Source organism: Lactobacillus acetotolerans DSM 20749 = JCM 3825 (assembly GCF_001436775.1).
Classification (GTDB): Bacteria; Bacillota; Bacilli; order Lactobacillales; family Lactobacillaceae; genus Lactobacillus; species Lactobacillus acetotolerans.
Genome location: NZ_AYZC01000032.1, coordinates 1 through 18,277, shown reverse-complemented (window position 1 = coordinate 18,277; position 18,277 = coordinate 1). Strand labels below are relative to the sequence as shown.

Below are 18,277 nucleotides of genomic sequence, written 5' to 3'. Positions count from 1 at the left end.
TTCGTGACCTTTTTGTTTAAGTTCTATTTGTGTTGCACTTCAATTTTAAATCAGGGAAACTTATTTAAGCTGACTCTTTGAACAAAAAATTCTACTACATAACTTATTATGTCTGTATACATTAAAGATATCAATCATAAATTTTATTACACAAAAAAGGAGCACTTAGTCCATTTTCTCATTATTTATTTTTTAATTTTTCTTTTCTCTTTACAAGAATTTAGAAATTCATATCTAATTTTCGAAATTTGCATCTTACTGCGTTAAACCAAAAAACGGCACCTTTCCAGGTGCCGTTTAAGTAAAAACTGAATCGTTTATAATTCAGTCAGTTTATATGTCCGTAAGTAGGATAATCGTTGCCCAAACCTACTTGCAGACCAACTTAATTTTATGAGATGTCAGGAAGTGTGCCTTCCTGCGAACTATATGAAATTATGATCATTCTACTAACAACTACTTTATAGCCACCCTCGAACAACCAACTTCAGTATAATGCAAACTAACCATGAAAAGCAATTAGACACATGACTATGAAAAAGCAAAATTCACAACTTTAAAACAAAGAATCATCACGTTGGGACAATCTATAGATTAGTTTATGATCCTCCTTCATAAAATCTAATTGGAAAAGTTCTGCCATCATTTTGCCATATTTAGAATGCTTTTGGTTCATTAAATCAGCACAAATTTCTTTCATAGTAAAAAATTCAATTGCTGGATGGGGAGTAAAGTATTCCTCTTTATCAAGTAAAGACTTCTTGCCACGCAAACGATAAATTGGCCAACCCATCGTATGCTTCAGATGATAGTTGCTAACCTTAAAAACTACATTATTATGACGGAGACTCTCAGCTATCTTAGAACGGATATGTCTGCAACAATTAGCAAATGTAAAAGTATAAGTAACGCCATTAAGTTCAATTGATTTAAATCTAATACTTCGATTGCCCAAGATCTGATAATCATCCATTAAGTGTAGTGATACCCAATCATTACTTGCTTTCGTATAACCACGAATTGAAAAATACGCTAGTTTGCCAGTGGAAATTACGTGCCGATCCTTATAACCTAATCGCCGAGCAATTTCTTTCTGAAAAGTCAGTCCCATTAGCAATTTATACTTAAGCAGATCATGAAAATGAGCTTTACTACTACGTTTACTAAGAACAATACCTTCCTTCCGATCTACAATCACACTCTGATATTTTCCCAATAGTGGCTCCTTCTTAAAATCATAAAGAGCAAACATATTAGGATTAACACAATACGATGAATCCTCCGAAATATAAGACTCCAACTCTTTTTCTTTACCAACTTTTTTCTTAATCATATCCTTAGAAAAATGCTGGTATTTATTTTGTGTTGGCAGACCCGGATTAGGGAACAAGTCAAGACATAGGCTGTTTTTCAAGATACTATCCTCCTACATATACCTATACATATTTTATTGCCAAATAGCAATTATTCTTAGAATTATACAGGACTTTATATTATTCGCATAGCCGTATTTTAGATTTAGCTAAATAAAAAAGCTCAACAGCCAAATTAATGTCTATTGAGCTAATTCTTTAGCTATTCTAATAATAATTATTTTATAAAGTGGAAAATTCATCTATTGCAAAAGAAAAAAGCGAGGAATAAATCCACGCTTTTCTCAAATTAGAATTAACTAATTGTTAATTACTTAGCAAAGTTAACAACCTTGATATATTGCTTTGCAGGTCCACCAACTCTGTAGTAGCTCTTACCATTCTTGAATGTGTAAGGGGAACCATAAGTAGTAACCTTAGTACCAGCTAAGATATCTTTGTTGTTAGCACGCTTCTTGCTAGTTGCGTAAACGTATGAGTTGTGGCTCAAAGTACGTTCAGTACCAGTAATGTTGTCTGCCATTACGTATTGATTGTCACCAATCTTGTAAACTAAGTTACCCTTAGAATCTTTGGTAGCTTCACCGTAAACATCAACATCAGTGTAAGCAGCTAACATCTTCTTACCAACACGGTTGTGGTCCTTGTCGTAGATATATGCATTGTGCATAATCTTCTTGCTAGTCTTCTTCTCTTCAGTTGAAGCATCGCTTAAGTACTTGCTTTCAACAAATTGATTAGAATCTTCTGAGTTGATTCTAGTGTATGATTTGCCACCAAGAGTTACAGTGTCGAATGTAGCAATGTTTGAACCCTTTGGAACAGTATCCTTAGTTGAACTTACCTTGTTACCATTAATAGTGTAGATAGGTGCATCATCAGTAACTTGCTTGTAAACAGCATCCTTAGCACCTACGTGAAGAGTAAGTGTGAAGGTGGTCTTCTTACCATCAGGGTTAGTAGCAGTTACAGGAACTTTGTAAGCACCAGCAACTTTGGTATCAACCTTGCTGAAGTCAAATGATGGTGTAATCTTCGCACTATTTGAACCACTTACTTGTGCGCTGAATAAACTTTCAATTCCACTCTTGTCAATATTGCCATTTAATGGAACATAATCATATTTCTTAGCGTAGTCACCGGTAAATTCAACGTCTTGATCATTATAACTTGTAATTGATGAAATGTTACCTTGGCTATCTTTCTCTTGGTCACCAGCGAAGGTAATAACTGGGTATGATGAATCATGAGTTGAACTCTTACCAGCTAAGTGAACAGTAATTGGTAAAGTAGCTTTCTTATCATTTACAGCTGTTACAGTTACATTTACTAAGTATGAAGATGCAGCACTATAAGTGTCACCATCAGAGTTTAATGTAACGTCACCAGCAGCAAGTCCAGCCTTTACATCAGCTGTAAGTGAAGCATCATCCATACCACTTACAGAATCACTGTAAGCATCATTAGTATCTGAAGCTTCGTATTCGTCTTGAATAGCTTTAACTACGGCTTTTACAGAGTTTGAAGATGGGTCAACAGAGCCACTAGTTACAAAGTTATCATTCTTATCCGTAAAGAATGGAACACCAGGTAAAGTAGAATCATGAACAGTCTTTGGTGAGCTAGAAATAGCACCAGAATAATTGAATTCATTATCAGCGTTAGCTGTAGTAGCAGTTTCGCCATTAACACTATATTTGTCACCATTCTTGATTGCGTTGTTAGCATAAATCTTTGCTGGATTGTCGGAAGTACCAACAATAGCAGCTATATATGTATGCCCAGCTTGTAAGGTGTCATTGTCACCCATTGCTGTAGCGCCATCAAAGGTATAATTACCTTGCTGATCTTTCGTGATTTTACCCTTATTTGCATCAGCATCCATATCATAGACTTTAATATCACCTGTGACATAACCTGGCTTGCCATCAACGGTAACATTTGAGTTCCAGTTAAGATCTGAAACCTTAGTACCTTTCTTAAATAAATTTGGGTTAGCAAGTGATAATGAAGCACTAATCTTAGTGGCATCAGTAGCAGGTGTGGTTGTACCTGAGCCTAAATCAGCAGTACCAGCAAATACTGGAGTTGAAACAGCAGTAGCAGCAACTGGAGCAACAGTTAATAATGCAGCAGCAGCAGCACTAACAATTCTTAAATTTTTCTTCATGTGGTCTTTCCTCCTTGAAAATATAAACTAAGTAATAAGCTATAGGTTCAGCTTGTTAGAGCCTATAATGTACAAAATCCTTCGAACCGAATCCATGAGTCTATAACTCCCATGAGGTAGTAGTTCGGTTGAAAAACCAGCATGCGTACAGGCTTCACGCCTGAAGCATAGTCTTATTACCTACCACGATTCTTATTGTACTATCTTTATCCGAAAAAGCAAGCTAAAGACTTGTTATAAACTCGCTTGTAACAATTGATTTCGGCTTTAAAATAAGCACTGCAATTTTTTAGCACTCCGCGAACACGGGTATAATAAGAAAAGGCGGGTCTCCCCGCCTTTACAAATTTTTATTACTAATTTTGAAAATATTTGAATTTTACAAATAGGTAACAAAATACTGTGCTTTAGTAATATTTAATTTTCAGGAGTTAGCGTTTTCAGCAATTTCTTAATTCTGCCAACCAATTCAATGATTTGAAGTAAGACTTCTAGACTAAGCCTGCTCACCTGCAGTAGTCTTAGAATCATCAAATACAGTAGTAACAGTACGTTCAATATATGAAGCGGAGTGAGGAACCTTATATAAATCAACCTCTTCCTTTTCAAAGACGCCTTCCTTAGAAATAACGTCCATTGCTCCCTTAACTGCAACCTTGTCTAAGTTAGCGGCTGCATCAGGAAATGATAAGTTACTCTTCTTGTTCTCGCTGTTTAAGAATGTCAATCTCAAAGTGTTAGTTGTTTCTGTCATTTTTTTAGTCTCCTATAATATATCTGTTTAAATCTGTTAGTTTTACTTAATCGAATTATGCTTGGTCAACAAGTGGAATACCTTGTTTCTGGATCAGTGTAGCTGCACCTAAAGCATCATCTTGAAGAGAAGCAATTGCGCTACCGACTTTAGCTAAGCCATCTGCAGTTGCATCCCTCTTCACATTCTTAAAGATGCGTTTCTTGAATCCGTCTTCCCCATATTTGCCGTTATTGAAAGTGTATTGGATTGATTGTTCTAAAAGTTCAAAGTTCATAATTTTTCGAAACCTTCCTTATATATAGTAAAATGTTTTTAAAGTTTAGAATTTTGTAATCAATCTGCGCGCTAGATATCTTACACTAATACTAACGATTTGAGATCGAAAAATGGGACATCTTTTTTGAAAAAAGTTGAACTTTTTTGGTAGAATCCTATTAGACAGGGATTTCTGCTATAATAAAAAGTGCGAATTTTAATAATTATTTAATCTTAAATCAAAAAATAGATAGATAAAAGGCAATAATCTGCTATTGCAGACAATTATATAGAAGGAACAGATATTAATATGAAGAAAACTACTATTTGGACAATCGTGGCTGTCCTCATCATCGCCCTTGGCGGTGGTGTAATCTATGCCACACATAAATTAAGTAACAACAATAATAATGCAGCTTATACCCAGGCTATGGCTAGTGGCAAAAATGCGGTAACGGCTAAGAAGTATCCCGAAGCAAGCAGTGACTTTAGCCATGCTTACGATATTAAGAATACCGATGAAGCCCACAATTACAAAGATCAGTCTGACGGCATGGTCGATGCAATCAATTCCACTAAAAATGGCAATTACAACGATGCTCTCGACACAGTTAAGGATGTAATCAACCAAGATGGCGGTTACGAGGTACTTAAGAACCAAGGGAAAGAGTTACGCAGCACCATTAATGATGTCAAAGACAATTACGAACACGAAATCAAGCCCTTGTTTAAGAAAGCTAAGAAGGAAGAAAAAGACGAGCAGTACAAAAAAGCTGTTTCAGAATATAAAAAGGTACTAGATCTTCCTTATATTAATGGTAAGTATTATGGTAAGTACGAGAAGCAGGCAGAAGATGGCATTAAACGTGATAAAGATTTAACTGACAGTCATGACGAATCCGAAGATTCTAATAAAGAAGATTCATCATCTAATTCATCTACAGATAAATCAGAAAAGAAGGAAAGTTCTAACACTGATACCTCTGATAGTACTGGCAATGCTGGCAAGACCGGTGCAGGTGCGATGGGCGACCACAAGGTTAACGGCAAGACCGTTGGTTCAAGCCAAATTAGTCAGCTTCGTAAGAAAGTAGGTTCATTAGGTTATGACTCAAGTTCATGGAGCCCACAAGATTTGATCGATCTTTACAGAAAGTCTGATCATTCAGATCCAAGCCAAATCACTAAAAATGATATTAAATCCTACCTTAAATAGGTACAATAGTTGCTTTTAGTGACTAAACTCGGTAGAATTACTAATGAATTTTCTGTTTTTCCATTATTACTTATTTTTCCATTATTACTTATAAGGAGCGTTCACTTTGACTGAAGAAGAGAAGAAAAATAAAACTAAAGACGAAGATAAAGATACTGAAGAAGAAAATGATGATCTTAAAGTCGACATGCCCGAACCTAACCGTGTCACCATGCCTGCTGAAGACGTTAAGGAACAACCTGATTATTTAAAGGTTTTTGCTAACTTTTATATCTCAGAGTTTAATCAACACGATTTGGAAATCATCAACTTATACGATACCAATTCCAATATGGTAGATATCAACCATTACTTGATGAACAATATCCACTTCCCACGTAAACAACTAATCAACCACGTTTTGCAATATCACGATTACAACTTCCAAAACATTCTTGATGAAATTGCCAAGAAAGAAGATATTGATCCCAAAAACATGAAGACTTACAAGGACTGGGGCACCTGGTATGAAAAGCGGCGTGCACAAATTCCTCGCTCTTTATCATAATTTGCTTGCGTAACAAGCATAAAAAGAACAAACTAGATATGTTCAAAAAAGAATGTCATCATGACATTCTTTTTTTATGAAATAATATTTATTATTTTTGAGCTATGGGAGTACTTATAACATGGATCGAAAAAGAAAACGCATAACGATGGCCGGGCTCCTAATCACTATTGGGATTGTCTATGGTGATATTGGTACCAGTCCTTTATATGTAATGAAGTCAATTTTGGAAGGTAACGGTGGTTTAGCTACTGCCAGCCGAGAACTAATCATTGGTTCAATCTCATTGATCCTTTGGACGGTTACCTTGCTAACAACATTCAAATACGTAATGATTGCATTAAATGCAACCAACCACGGTGAAGGCGGAATCTTTGCACTCTATGCTTTAGTCCGCAAACGTGCTAAATGGTTGGTTATCCCTGCCTTAGTTGGTGGTGCCGCATTATTAGCCGATGGGACTCTAACTCCAGCCGTTACTGTTACCACCTCAATTGAAGGGTTAAAGAAAATGAAATTTGGTGCGAATATCCCCGTACCAAATCAAAGCGTGGTTATTGCTATCACTATTGTCATTTTGCTTCTGCTCTTTTCAATCCAAAGAATGGGTACAAGCATTATTGGTAAAGCCTTTGGCCCCATCATGTTTGTCTGGTTTACCTTCTTAGGTTTAACCGGAATAGCTAATATGTCTCACGACTGGTCAATTTTAGAGGCACTTAATCCTGTTTGGGCAATCAGAATTCTATTTAGCCCTGCTAATAAGGTAGGTATTTTTATACTAGGGTCGATTTTTCTGGCAACTACCGGTGCTGAAGCTTTATACTCTGACGTCGGTCATGTCGGTAAGGGCAACATTAGAGGCTCTTGGCCATACGTCTTCATCTGCTTGGCACTAAATTATCTGGGCCAAGGCGTTTGGATTTTGCAAAATACCAACTACAGGGGAAGCGGCGCGGAGATCAACCCCTTCTTCACATCAATGCCTGCTAGCTTGAGAATGTTTGCCGTTATCTTGGCAACAGTTGCAGCCATCATTGCCTCACAGGCTTTAATCACAGGTTCCTTTACCCTGGTTTCTGAAGCCAGCGGATTGAAATTCCTGCCAAGAATGAACATTAACTACCCCACAACTGAGAAAGGACAAATTTATATCCCATCTGTAAATAAAATGCTTTGTGTTGCTACCATTGCCATCGTATTTTTCTTCCAAACTTCAGAACACATGGAAGCAGCTTATGGCCTGTCCATCACGGTTACCATGCTCATGACAACCCTGCTGCTCTTTGAATACTTGGGTAAGAAAAAACGGCCGTTTATTTTACGGCTTTGCTTTTTACTAATCTTCGGCTTCATCGAAACCATGTTCTTAATCTCAAGTTTGACTAAATTCCTACATGGTGGTTACGTTACCGTCTTAATTGCTGGTTTCATTGGGGTCATTATGTTCATCTGGTACTTTGGCAACAAGGTACGTGATCAACATGAAGAGACAAATGCTTATGTCCGATTAGATGAATACACAGATATGTTAACGGACCTAAGTCACGATGATGACTACCCAACTTACGCCACTAACTTGGTTTACATGGCTAAGGTTAAGTACAACAAATTTATTAAACGAGAAATTCTATACTCGATTTTGGATAAACGCCCTAAACGCGCACGTGCCTATTGGTTCGTCACAGTCAACGTAACCAACGAACCATTTACAGCTAAATATGCGGTCAACACTTACGGTACTAAGAACGTAATCAACGTTCAGCTCTACCTTGGTTTTAAGAAACAAACCAGCGTGAATGTTTACCTACGGCAAATTGTCCATGATCTAATCGCAGACGGCACCATCGAAGCACAGCCACAAGAGTACACTACTAGCCCTGGCCGTGAAGTCGGCGACTTCTCCTTCGTTATTGTTAACGACGTCGTTAGTCCTTTAACTAAATTACAGGGTTATGAAAAATGGATCGTTCAGGCTCGTGTTTGGCTGCAGAACTTATCCTCAAATCCAGCCACCTGGTTCGGCTTGGAATATGCAGATACAGTAGTCGAGCGTGCGCCCCTCATCTTAGGTAAAACTAAGCGACCACATATTAAGCGCGTAGCTCCAAAAGATTATTCTAATTTGAAAAAAGAAGATTAATTGATCAGTAGGTCTGGTGAAAAATTCTCACTAAACACAAAAGCCGTTATCTTTCGCTACAAAGATAACGGTTTTATTTTTATTTATAAATAATTACCAAATATGAACTCGTTTATCAGGATCTAGCCACATACCATCACTCGGTTTAACATCAAATGCCTTATAAAATTCATCTTGACATTGTGATTGTACGTTGGCACGTTCTGGACCTGGTGCATGAACATCCACAGATACTTGCGTCTTAATTGATTCGGTTAATTGCTTGTTTGCCCAAACACGAGCAAAGTTTTCAAATAACTTCTTCAAATCATCGCCTTCATTTTTGGCAGCTTCAACTGCAGCGGTTAACCCACCTTGATCAGCAATGTTTTCGGAAACAATTTGCTTACCATTGAGCTTAACTGGACCATATTGAATACCATCAAACAGGTCAATTTCAGCCTGAGTACGCTTCTTAAATTCAGCGTAATCATCCTTGGTCCACCAATTCTTCATGTTACCAAATTCATCAAATTTAGCACCATTATTATCAAACGCATGGGAAACTTCATGCGCAATAACCGTACCGATGCCACCAAAGTTAGTAGCTCGGTCTTGCTTCAAGTCGTAAAACGGGGCCTGCAAAATTGCGGCTGGGAAGGTCAGATCATTTCTTTGCGGATCATAACATGCGTTAACCTCATTACCTGCCATTAACCATACAGTGCGGTCAACTTCTTTATGCAACTTTTCAATATTATATTTGATACTTTCAACTGTAAAAGCACGTTCATTTGAATATAAGGTGCCACCTTCACTAGCTGGAATTACCTTTAACCGATCATAGATCTTTTCAATCTTGTCTGGATAACCAACTTTTAAAATCAGGGCACGCAACTTAACAATTGCCTTCTTCTTGGTCGCTTCAGAAAGCCAGCTATTTTCATTGATACGCTTTTCATAAACATTTAGCATCCGGTGGATCATATCCAAAACATCTTTTTTGGCATCAGCACCAAAGTAGTTCTTACCATAGTAAACTCCGACTACTTCACTGAATGCACCATCAGCTATATGATAAGCCTGCTTCTCACCCGAAGATAATTTTGGTTGACCAGATAAAGCATGGCTAAATGGAAATGCTGCTTCACGGAAATCTTGCGACAAGTCAGATGCCACACCGTTAATAAAGTTAACTAGGGTCCAACCCTTGATTTCATCAACGTTGTCTTTATTAATTAATTCATTAATATGCTCTAAGTAACGCGGTTCAGTGACAATAATCCGTTCAGGTTCTTCACCAATAGCCTCCTTTAAGAAGTAACTAATGGTAAAGCCATCGAATTTATTTTCAAAGTCAGCGATCTTCATTGGGTTGTAAGTTGCTGGATAATCAGCCCACTCTTCAGTCGACTTAACTAACTTAGCAATTTTAGCATCAAATTTGATAGCATCCTCAACATACTTATTAGCCTGATCTTCAGAAACACCGGCCATTTTCAGCAGATTTTCTGATTGCTTTTTAAGTACATCAAGAAGCTTCTTAGCTGCAGGCGTCTTATAAGTTGTTGTATCAGGTAAGAAAGTGCCTGGACCGCCAAATTGCAGTACGTTTACCTTGGTATTTTTCATATCAGCATCAACGTAAAAGCTGAAAGGCAAATCAAAACCATTTTTAGCTAAATCAGGTGCTTTTAAATTATAATCTGAAAAATTGCTAATACCTTCAAGAAGGGATAAATCAGCTTTGATTGGAGCAGCTCCATCACTGTTACGCTTGTCGAAGTCACGGGCAATCTTATACAAATCAACCGCTTTATCAAAGTCCTTCACGTTTGGTAAATCTTTCTTACCATCTGCAAAAGCAGCAAAGTCCTTCATCATTTTCTTTTCAACATTTACATCAATTCCGTCAAACGAACTAGTCCGTGAACGATCTGAAGGAATCTTAGCATTTTTAATCCATTCTGAATTAACAGCTAGATATAAGTTATCTTGGGGACGAGTGCCGACTTTAGGCTCAATAACATCGCCACTCCCACCACGAACTTTTGCAATTCTACTCATTCAGAATCTCCTTTTTATTTCTAAATTAAAACTAAACTAGCTTAATAATAGCATTTTAATGGAACTACTGCCGTTAAATTGCGTTTACAAAACTTATTTATAGATGGTTAGATGCTTGCGTAATTTTTCATACATTGGAACAAGCAATAAAACCATCAAGAAAATAATCACTGCAGCAACCGTAAAGAATGGAATATAGCCGGCATGGTCTATAATCATCCCGCCAAATAGTGGACCAAAGGCACGACCAATTCCACTTGCTACCATAATTGCCCCTTGATACTTACCTTTACTGGTAATTGGTGACAATTCATTAATGTAAGCAGGGATTGCTGGAAATGCGGTAGATTCGCCTAGTGTCAATATGAACATTGATAAGGCAAAATGTGGAAAATCCTTAGCAAAAATCAGGGTAACAAATGAAAGTGAAAACATGATAATACCAAAGACGATCTGGTGGAACAGATTTTTAAAAATATGCGGAAATCTGGTTAAAATCCCCTGTACAATTACAATCACACCAGCATTCAATGTCCACAACAAACTGTATAAGTGGAAAGGTATGCCTAAGGAAACCATGTAAACAGATAAGTTAGATTCCCAGTTCATGTACATTAACCAGGTTACGGCTAACGTAGTGAGGAAAGTTATTGTCATCATAAAATTCCGCTTAGGCATCGGCTGTGCTTTTTGCTTTTCTCCACTCTTTTCTTTGTTTGAGCGTTCTTTGCTAAAGTTAATAATTGGGCGGTAATTAATTGCTGCGTTAATAAAGGCAATCACAAAAAGTGCTCCTGCAATTATAAATAGCAAGACAATTGAATAATCATAGAGGTAACCTACTATTAAGGTTCCAGTTACCACACCTAAATTTTGCGAAAAATACAAGACGTTGAAAACGTAGCGACTCGGATATTTTTTCAAACTAGTTGCAATTGAATTAATCAGGGTTCCGTCCCAGCCACTAAGGAAACCGGTGATCGTCAGCCAAATCCAATATTCAGGCCAGCCATGAAAGGCAGCCATTATGAACAAAACAACGGCACTCAAGCCTAATCCCCATAAGATTAAAGGGTAAGGATTGCAACGATCATAGAGTCGCCCAGCAATCATCGATCCCAAGATATTACCCGCACAATTAAAGAATAAGACTACCCCAATCATAGAAAGGCTGATGTGCAGCTGCTTATTGAGATAAACGGAAGTCAGCGGCCAAACGAAGCTGGAACCAATCCAGGCAGCCAATTCACCAAGAATCAGCCAGCGTAATTTAATCTCATCAGTTTTGATTGGTCCATGTGTTAGTTTCATTTAATCAATCCTCCCTATTTCTTGGTATAAGTGTATCAAGATGGTTAAAAAAAGAACAGTGCTTCGTGAAAAGTATTGTTCTTCCTTTATTTAAAATTTTTTAATTATTATCTTAAATTAGTTAACTATTTCTACCTTTAGCAGCTAATTTTTTGGCCTCTTCTTCAAAGAATTGACCCTTATTTACTTCGTAATATTTCTTATACCGCGCGTAGTAATTATGGAACATGTATTTCATAAGAAGCCAACGCTTAAAGCTCTTATCTTTATCGTAAAAGACGGTAGTACCATAACGGTCTTCGTGAATTAATTCTTCAGCCGTCTTCTTAGCCTTATTTTTATAAGCATACTGCTTGAAGATCTTAATAGGGACACCAAGCCATAAAACATGCTTAGACTTCAACTTGTTACCATAAACCGCTGACTTATCCTTTAAATCATCATAGACATAATCATCAACGTACCACTTAGCTAAGTTATAACCATTTAAGGTAACGTAGAAACTGGAACGTCCTTGCCGTAAGTTGATCTCAAAGAATTTGTATTGACCATCACGTACATCGAATTTGATATCAAAGTTAGCCATCCCTGTATAATTAATCTTTTCAAGGAATGTTTCTGCTTCTTCATACAACTTCTCATCGTACTCGGGCAGAATGGCCATGTAATTTCCGATTGATTGTGGAGTAGGATCCTCCAAAAGTGGGTGACCCATACACATCATCTTAATCTGATGATTCTTATCAACGTAAGCATTAAGCACACGCATGTTGGAGTCATCCCCTGGGATAAAGTCTTGCAAAATTAGATCGGCTTTATAACCATTACCATAGATTTTACCAACAATATCGGCTAATTCACCCTCATCATGAATGGTAAATACCTTTTTACGGCCTTTAAAATGTACATCAAGCCAAGAAACAGGGTCCGCCGGTTTTAATTCTACAGGGTAATCAAATGGAATAGTTAAATAATTCTCTGCCTTGTAATCATCGATAGTAATAATCTTAGTCTTCGGATACGGCAAGCCGTATTTTTCAGCGGTCTTATAAAAGCCTTCCTTAGTAATAATCACCTTAAGAAGATCATAGTCAATATAAGGAACTACGAAAACCTTCTTTAATTCTTCCTTATGTTTAGACAGAAGCTCTGCGTAACCATCGCCACAAGCAATCAAAATAACCGGTTTCTTATGATCCTTATAAACCTGCATCTTGTCACGCATAACATTCATGAAAGTTGGATCTTCACTAAATCCTTCATGCAGTTCTACATCAACAATTTTAGAAAAACGGGTTGCTGCCAACTGCGAATCAGCTAACGCATGAACCTTGATCCCATAAGCCTCATTAAATGACCGGGCCATTCCATAAACATTAATATCACTACCAAGTAAAATAGGTGTAAAATCTTTACTCATTTTCATTAGTCATCCCCTGGTTAAACTAACCTTCCCTGCTTAAGTAAGTTTGCTACTTCTGGCTGAACACGTTGATACTTCTTAACGGTGTTGTCATAGTCAACAAAGAATAATTTGTACCAAACAAGGAAAGTATAGATGGTCCAAATTTGCCGGCGGTGTGAACCATCGCCCTTATAATTTTCATCAAGTAACTGCAAAATCTTCTTTTGATCGAAAATATCATTAACGAAATCTTCACTGAATAATTTTCGCACTTGCTTGTAAAAACGTGGTTCTTGTAACCACTGCTTAATTGGGGTTGGAAAACCCAGCTTAGGACGCTTTGCCCACTCTTCTGGTACGGCTTTTTCTGAGGCTTTACGAAGTGCGTATTTAGTATCATGCCGGTTCATCAAATATTTAGTTGGAATCGAATTAGCAAGTTCCGCAATATTCTTATCCAAATAAGGAACACGCAATTCAAGTGAATGAGCCATCGAAATCTTATCGGCTTTTTGTTCAATATCGTTAAGCATAAAGTGGTGCAAATCAATGTACTGCATCTGCTTAACATTATCGATACCCTTAACCTTCTTAAAATCTTTTTGGTAAATACCATTAACCGTCAATTTATTGCGATAGGTCGGTTGCAAAATATCATTTGCATCCTTAGAAGTGAAGATAGTCGGATAATCCATATCGTAAATAACTGATTGCCCAACGTAAAATTCGCTTGGCTCAGCTAAGTTGGTGTAAATATGAACCTTGCCAGGAAAATCAGGCATCTTCTTAACCTTACGGGCTAATTTTACCTGACTATGCTTAGGCAATTTCTTCAATTCTGAAGTAAAGACCTTAATCACATTGCTGTGGGTATGCATCCCGTAGTTAACATAACCTGCAAATAATTCGTCGGCACCTTCACCGGAAAGTGCAACCGTAACATGTTTACGAGCCATCTTACACAGATACCAAAGAGGAATGATTGATGGGTTAGCATCAGGTTCATCCATGTGGTACTGCATCTCAGGGAAGTCTTTCATTGCCTCATCGGCGTTAACCTTTTTTGAATAGAATTTCCAACCCTTCATATCGGCTAAAGCCTTTGCTTTAGAAGCCTCATTATAGGTCGAGTCATCAAAGGAAACTGAGAAAACATCATCCGGATTTAAGATGCTGGTAATGTAGCTTGAATCAACACCTTCTGATAAGAAGGCACCAACCGGAACATCTGCATTCCGGTACAATTTGACCGTTTCTCTAAGATCCTCATCGATCTTTTGCACAGTAGCTTCAAAGCTCAGATTGTTTTCTTTATATTCAGCATCCCAGTACTTATGGGTTTTCATTTTCCCATCTTTATACTCAAACCAATGGCCTGCTGGAAAACGATATACGCCTTTAAAGAAGGTTTCATCCAAATCATTGTATTGATTCATTAAGTATGGCTTAACTGCTTCCACGTTTAACTCTTTTTTAAAGCCTGGAAAAGCCAAAAAGCTCTTCAATTCTGAACCAACAAGAAGGTGGCCATCTTGGTCGCTATAGTATAGCGGTTTAATACCAAAGAAGTCACGAGCCCCATAAAGAGTTTGATTGTTATTATCCCAAATAAAGAAGGCAAACATGCCACGAACACGCTTAAGCAGGCCATCCATACCCCACTCTTCAAAGCCATGAAGCAAAACTTCAGTATCAGCTTTGGTAGTGAACTTGTGACCTGCCTTGATTAATTCTTTTCTTAACGGTTTAAAATTGTAAATTTCACCATTAAAGATAATTGCCCGTGATTTATCTTCATTAAAAATTGGCTGGTTACCACCACGAAGATCAATAATTGAAAGTCTTCTAAAACCAAGAGCAACTTTATCATTAGTATAATAACCATCAGAATCAGGCCCACGATGCTTGATTGTTGCCATCATTTTACCAATAGCAGATTGTTTATCATTAATTTCTGGATCATAAAATGCAGCGATTCCGCACATGCTTCAAACTTCCTTTAACAAATTTTTTAAATATTGTATTTCATAATTTCAACTCAATAACTCCACTTTAACTTTTTTATTATATGCTAAAGATTTGCAATTACCAAACTGCTTTGCACTAATTTAACTAAATAAAAAAGATTCTTCGTTTGGAAGCGGCTCCATAACCAAATGCTTGAATAATGTGCTTTTTCAAGTCAATGTTAACGATATACCCAGCAAATTCTGTGGCACTATCAATTTCCCGGTGCCAGTTTTTATTGTACTTTGTTGTCAAGACATGGTTTGGTCCCATCAAAGCTGAACAATTAAATAAAATGTACTGAATGCCATTAATCCGGTATTGATCCTCACGGTGGCGGTGACCACAGAAGTAAGCAACAATCCGTGCATCTTTAATATGGGTAAAATCAAAATCATTTGCCAGCCGAAATTCTGGTGGCACACCTACACTTGAATGCATCCGACCCTTCTCACCTTGGTTAAAAGCAACCAAAAGTTCATGCAAAGACCGGCCGTTATATTTCAAAGCATTAGACCCCTTACGATTGATCGGATTAGCATGACTCAAAAAGATTATCTTTTTACCAGATGATTTTTCAAGGATTTCAATAATTTCCTCAATTTGATCCTCCCTGACAGCTAAAGTAAGCTTGGCATCGTACTTCTTCTGTCCTTTAGAATCTAAAATATAAGGTAAATCCGAGGTATTAACCGAAATAAAACGTAAATCATCAAAATCATAGTAACAAACACCGTGTTGCCGGGATAAGTAATGAACGCGGGCCTGTTCGTACATTGAAGGCCACATAATATTCTCAAATTCATTTTCTGGAAACGATGCACGTAAATCATGGTGTTCATCAAATTTATCGTTTTCGTCATGGTTACCCTTAAGCATAATATAGGGAACATTATTTGATTTGAATGCTTCACGCAACCGCATGAGTTCACCTTCACTGACAAAGCCAGTATCGGAACCATCAATCCAGTCACCTAAATGTACCTTTAAATCTAGAAGACCTGAATCATCTAAATAAGAGAATTCGTTTACATGGGTTAAACCATTCCAGCCATAAAAATCAGTGCTATCTCGATATTTATAGTGGGTATCAGTGATCACACTAATATTAATTGAGTCTTCACCCTTACGTACGTGATTTTTTACCCGTTCAACAAAACCGTCCAGATATTTTTCTACCTGGTAACGCCGACCCGTTTCCCTATTCTTAAAAGCACGAAAACGTCCTAATTTTTTATTAAATTGACGAACATATTCCGGGGCAAGATTTTGAGAACTTTCTAGACTAAGAGCTTGATATAAAATATCTTTTTCATCTTTATAAACGGTTAATTCATATGGTTGACCACCGGGTGTGCCTTCAGACTTCCCCACATGGTATTCACCTACTGTTGTATATTTTTGCATGGGATCCAAGTTTTCATTGCTTGGTTCAAGTGATGCACGTCTTTTTGCACCTAAAAATTTATCAGCAAATCCTCTAGCTTGTTTAAAAATTTTCATAATTACGCCTCGAAGATAAAGAAAAAGCCGGCAACCATTGCCGACTATATAAAACTATGCGTTGTTTGCTAAAGCGTAGGTAGCAAGCCCCAATGACAAAACAGCATCTTTAGATAATACTCCTTGCAAGTCTTTGGCTGCGACCGATTGAACAGCACCGATCACCTTAAGACTGTAAGTAATAACATGATAATCAACTTCTGGATTATAGAAATCATCTTCATAAGGATTTTCATGATTATAAGTCAGATGAATTTGATCTTTATCGACATAACCATCAACGTGATTCGTTAAAATTCGGTCATGCAGATCAGTCAATTTCTCTGAAAGATTTACCAAAGTTAACTTATGATCACTTTCAGATTCATAATATTGATCTTCGGTCATATTAAAGTAATCTTTAATTGGCTTATCTAAAACACCTAAGCCATCAATTATTTTATAAACAGCATCAGCATTAAAAGATTGTTCTTTACCTAAAACTTTATCTTGTAATAAGGCTAAATCATCAGCCAATTTCATTGTATCCAGCTTTTCCATTTCGGCCTCCTAAAATTTCATCTTCTATTATAACAAAAAAAGATAATGTTTCGCTTTTTAGACTATGAAAAGTTACTTTTTATTTATATTTTTTAAAATATTTTTATAGAAAAAGCTGTCTCTTTTTGCGTACTTAACAATAGAAAAGTAAACTTGATCTAAAGGAGATAACAATGCAAACAAATATAGCTAATTTACGTTGTCCGTGGGGTCAAACACGGGATAAAATTGTGCAAAAATATCATGATCATGAATGGGGCAAGCTCAACTTAAATGAACACTATTTATACGAAATGTTGGTACTGGAATTATTCCAATCGGGACTTAATTGGTCGGTAGTATTGCACAAACGTGAGAATTTCCGCAAAGCTTTTAAAAATTTCGATCCGGTCGAGGTTGCCCAAATGACCGATGAAGACGTTAATAAATTAATGCAAGATAGTTCTATTATTCGCAATAAAATGAAGATTAACGCTGCAATTAAAAATGCTAAGGCAATTCTGATGGTGCAAGCTAAGGATGGCAACTTTGCCAAATATTTACAGCATTTTATTCCGACAACAATTGTGCACCACCCAGAAACTTATGATGAGGTACCAACTACCAATGATATTGCTAAAAAAATAGCCAAACAGATGAAAAAAGACGGCTTCTTTTTTGTGGGGCCGGTAATTATTTATTCATATTTACAGGGAATCGGACTAATCAACGATCATTTAGAACATTGTCCTTTCAAGTACAAGGGATAGGAAATTTTTACGCTTCTATTTATTTGTCAGAGCGACATAATCATATATACTTATTATTAAGGAGAAAAGATGAGTTATGAAGTAAATTTTCTCTTCAGTAAACCATTTATGCAATGAGAACAAACAGTTAGGAGAAAGAACAAAGAATACCTCCCCATCTATTGATGAGGGGATGAATTTGGTCTTTCTCCTGCTTTCTTGCTTAAATTTATCTCTTTAATGGTATAATTAAATTTGCTAAAATTTGATATGTAT

At 36.9% G+C, this 18,277-nt stretch carries 14 protein-coding genes; 4 read left to right on the top strand and 10 right to left on the bottom strand.

Translation table 11 applies throughout. The features are described 5' to 3' along the window. Positions 1-556: 556 nt before the first annotated feature. From FC77_RS05690 to FC77_RS05675, 4 genes are all read right to left on the bottom strand, one after another. Positions 557-1,414 (bottom strand): hypothetical protein, encoded by an 858-nt coding sequence (locus tag FC77_RS05690; protein ID WP_056970556.1) that lies wholly within the window; start codon positions 1,412-1,414, stop codon positions 557-559. 269 nt (positions 1,415-1,683) lie between these two features. Further along, positions 1,684-3,543, bottom strand: coding sequence for an SLAP domain-containing protein (locus tag FC77_RS05685; protein WP_054682025.1), 1,860 nt, complete (start codon positions 3,541-3,543; stop codon positions 1,684-1,686). 496 nt (positions 3,544-4,039) lie between these two features. Then, a complete protein-coding gene (locus tag FC77_RS05680; RefSeq protein WP_054682023.1) occupies positions 4,040-4,297 on the bottom strand; it encodes a DUF2922 domain-containing protein in 258 nt (85 codons plus the stop codon). Positions 4,298-4,352: 55 nt separating this feature from the next. After that, complete coding sequence (locus FC77_RS05675) at positions 4,353-4,574, bottom strand: DUF1659 domain-containing protein (RefSeq protein ID WP_054682021.1); 222 nt, start codon at positions 4,572-4,574, stop codon at positions 4,353-4,355. Positions 4,575-4,865: 291 nt separating this feature from the next. Between FC77_RS05675 and FC77_RS05670 the strand changes: the two genes are divergently transcribed. The 3 genes from FC77_RS05670 to FC77_RS05660 all read left to right on the top strand — a co-directional run bounded on the left by FC77_RS05670 (position 4,866) and on the right by FC77_RS05660 (position 8,461). After that, positions 4,866-5,771 (top strand): hypothetical protein, encoded by a 906-nt coding sequence (locus tag FC77_RS05670; protein WP_056970554.1) that lies wholly within the window; start codon positions 4,866-4,868, stop codon positions 5,769-5,771. Positions 5,772-5,877: 106 nt separating this feature from the next. After that, positions 5,878-6,318 carry a hypothetical protein gene (locus tag FC77_RS05665; protein ID WP_054682015.1) on the top strand — a complete coding sequence of 147 codons (441 nt, stop codon included), beginning with the start codon at positions 5,878-5,880 and terminating at the stop codon, positions 6,316-6,318. 121 nt (positions 6,319-6,439) lie between these two features. Further along, positions 6,440-8,461, top strand: coding sequence for a KUP/HAK/KT family potassium transporter (locus FC77_RS05660; RefSeq protein WP_056970552.1), 2,022 nt, complete (start codon positions 6,440-6,442; stop codon positions 8,459-8,461). Positions 8,462-8,554: 93 nt separating this feature from the next. Here the strand turns inward: FC77_RS05660 and FC77_RS05655 are convergent, their stop codons facing one another. From FC77_RS05655 to FC77_RS05630, 6 genes are all read right to left on the bottom strand, one after another. Beyond that, a complete protein-coding gene (locus tag FC77_RS05655) occupies positions 8,555-10,507 on the bottom strand; it encodes a M13 family metallopeptidase (protein WP_056970550.1) in 1,953 nt (650 codons plus the stop codon). Between the two features lie 93 nt (positions 10,508-10,600). Continuing rightward, positions 10,601-11,818, bottom strand: coding sequence for an MDR family MFS transporter (locus FC77_RS05650; RefSeq protein WP_056970549.1), 1,218 nt, complete (start codon positions 11,816-11,818; stop codon positions 10,601-10,603). A gap of 121 nt (positions 11,819-11,939) precedes the next feature. Further along, entirely contained in the window at positions 11,940-13,238 is a 1,299-nt protein-coding gene (locus FC77_RS05645; RefSeq protein ID WP_056970558.1) for a carboxylate--amine ligase, read from the bottom strand. 20 nt (positions 13,239-13,258) lie between these two features. After that, a complete protein-coding gene (gene asnB, locus FC77_RS05640; protein WP_056970547.1) occupies positions 13,259-15,208 on the bottom strand; it encodes an asparagine synthase (glutamine-hydrolyzing) in 1,950 nt (649 codons plus the stop codon). A 127-nt stretch (positions 15,209-15,335) separates the two neighbouring features. Continuing rightward, entirely contained in the window at positions 15,336-16,733 is a 1,398-nt protein-coding gene (locus tag FC77_RS05635) for a metallophosphoesterase family protein (RefSeq protein WP_056970545.1), read from the bottom strand. Positions 16,734-16,787: 54 nt separating this feature from the next. Then, positions 16,788-17,273 (bottom strand): hypothetical protein, encoded by a 486-nt coding sequence (locus FC77_RS05630; RefSeq protein WP_054682013.1) that lies wholly within the window; start codon positions 17,271-17,273, stop codon positions 16,788-16,790. A gap of 173 nt (positions 17,274-17,446) precedes the next feature. On the opposite strand from FC77_RS05630, the gene FC77_RS05625 reads away from it, so the two are divergent. Next, positions 17,447-18,022 carry a DNA-3-methyladenine glycosylase I gene (locus FC77_RS05625; RefSeq protein ID WP_056970543.1) on the top strand — a complete coding sequence of 192 codons (576 nt, stop codon included), beginning with the start codon at positions 17,447-17,449 and terminating at the stop codon, positions 18,020-18,022. Positions 18,023-18,277: the final 255 nt, after the last annotated feature.